We start from the raw sequence: 2,088 nt of genomic DNA on the forward strand, positions 1-2,088 counted from the left end.
CCGCCGACCCCGCGGCCCTCCGCTCGCTGGGGCGGGCGGAGGCGCTCGCCGGGAGGGCCGCCGATGCGGAGGCGGCGCTGCGCGAGGCCGTCCGGCTGGACCCGGACTTCGTGGGGGCGCGGCTGGAGCTGGGACGCCTCCTGCTGGAGACCGCGCGCCCGGCGGAGGCCGCGGACGAGGCCCGGGCGGCGCTGGAGATCCTCCCCACCTACCCGGAGGCCCAGCTCCTCCTGGCCCGGGCGGAGTGGCGCTCCGGGCGCAGCCGCGACGCGGTGGCGGCGCTGGTGGAGCTGCTCGCCGACGACCCGTACCACTTCGACGCGCTGATCCTGCTGGGGCGCGTGCTGCTGGACGAGGGACGCCGCGACGACGCGCGCCAGGCTTTCCGCCGGGTCCTCCGCTTCGACCCGCGCCACGCGGCCGCCTCCTTCTACCTGGGCGTCGTGGCGGGCGAGGAGCGGCGCTTCCGCGACGCCATCGACCACTGGCGCGACACCATCGACGCCGACCCGGAGGGGGAGCTCGCCGCCCGCGCGCGGGAGAACGTCTCCACGGCGCTGGAGTTCGCCCGCATCTTCCGCACGGGCGACGCCGCCCTCCAGCCGGCCTGACGACGGATGGCGATCGAGGGACCGATCCGCGAGCTGGCGCTCAGCGACGTCTTCCAGCTCCTGGACCTGTCGCGCAAGACCGGCCTCCTGTCCATCACCAGCGAGGGCGGGGGGCGCAAGGCCGTGGTGCGCTTCGAGCGCGGGGCCGTGGTCGGCGCGGAGCTGGCGGGGAGCACGGGGCGCATCGCGCGCCTCCTCCTCATGGCCGGCAAGGTCACGGAGGCGGAGGTGGAGCGCGCGGTGCAGCTCCAGCGGGAGCGCCCGGGGCGGCGGATCGGGCTGGTACTGGTGGAGATGGGCGCCGTTTCCGAGGCGGACCTGCGCCGGCAGCTCCGCTTCCAGATCGAGGAGATCGTCTTCGACCTGATCCAGTGGAAGGACGGGTACTTCCGCTTCGAGGAGGCCCCGCCGCCGTCGGACGCCGCGGTCCCGGTGCGCGTCCCGACGGAGTCGCTGCTGATGGAGGCGGCGCGCCGCATCGACGAGTGGAGCACGCTGGAGGCGAAGATCCCGCACATGGCGCTGGTCCCGGCGCTGACCGGCGAGAGCGCGGACGACGGGGTGCTCGACCTGCACCCCCGCGAGTGGGAGGTGCTGGCGGAGATCGACGGCGTGCGTCCGCTCAAGGAGATCGCCTCCGACCTGGGGCGGAGCGACTTCGAGGTGGCGAAGATCGTCTACGGGCTGATCTCCACGGGGGTGGTGGACGTCGCCGACGAGGCCCCGCCCGCCGCCGCGCCGACCGCGGGCGACGCCACCCTCTTCGAGGGGATGGCGGCCGGGCACGCGGCGCTCCGCGAGGGGAGCCCGGCGCGCGCCCTCCGCGTCCTGGGCGAGCTGGCGCACAACTATCCCGACCGCCCGGAGGTGCACGCGCTCCTGGCGCGGGCGCAGGGCGGGGTGGGGCGCTGGGCGGAGGCGTACGTCTCGCTGCACCGGGTGATCTCGCTGGACCCGCTCCTCCCCGCGGCGCACTACCACCTGGGATTCGCGGCGGCGCGCACCGGGAACCTGCAGCGCGCCGAGGAGGCGTGGGGCACCTTCCTGCGCCTGGCCGACTCCGACCCGGCGCGCCGCGCCACGGCGGAGCGGGCCCGGGCGGCGGCAGCGGCGCTCCGCGCCGTGCTGGAGGAGGAGGGCGAGTGACCGCCACCCCCGCGCAGATCCGCGCCTGGAGCGAGGAGGTCGCCCGCGACCCGAACACGCTCGCCTTCTTCCCGCTGGCGGAGGCGTACCGCCGCGAGGGGCGCCGCGACGCCGCCCTCCGGCTCTGCCTCCGCGGGCTGGAGCGCCACCCCACCCACGTGGAGGGGCACTACCTCCTGGGTCGTCTGTACCGGGAGGGCGGGGCGTCGGTCAAGGCGTTCGACGAGTGGGACATGGCGCTCAGCCTGGACCCGGAGCACGCGGGCGCCCGCCGCGAGATCGGCCTCGTCTGCGCCGAGCGCGGCGAGTGGGGGAGCGCGCTCCGCCACCT

3 protein-coding genes are annotated in these 2,088 nt (G+C 76.3%); all 3 read left to right on the plus strand.

Annotated features, from left to right (window positions below):
- A partial coding sequence (locus tag VGR37_11395; protein ID HEV2147997.1) for a tetratricopeptide repeat protein occupies window positions 1-611 on the plus strand: 611 nt, incomplete at its 5' end.
- A gap of 6 nt (window positions 612-617) precedes the next feature.
- Complete coding sequence (locus tag VGR37_11400; protein HEV2147998.1) at window positions 618-1,757, plus strand: DUF4388 domain-containing protein; 1,140 nt, start codon at window positions 618-620, stop codon at window positions 1,755-1,757.
- Window positions 1,754-2,088 (plus strand): tetratricopeptide repeat protein (locus VGR37_11405; GenBank protein HEV2147999.1); only part of this gene is annotated, 335 nt, incomplete at its 3' end. The genes VGR37_11400 and VGR37_11405, both read left to right, overlap by 4 nt.

The organism is Longimicrobiaceae bacterium (assembly GCA_035936415.1).
Classification (GTDB): Bacteria; Gemmatimonadota; Gemmatimonadetes; order Longimicrobiales; family Longimicrobiaceae; genus JAFAYN01.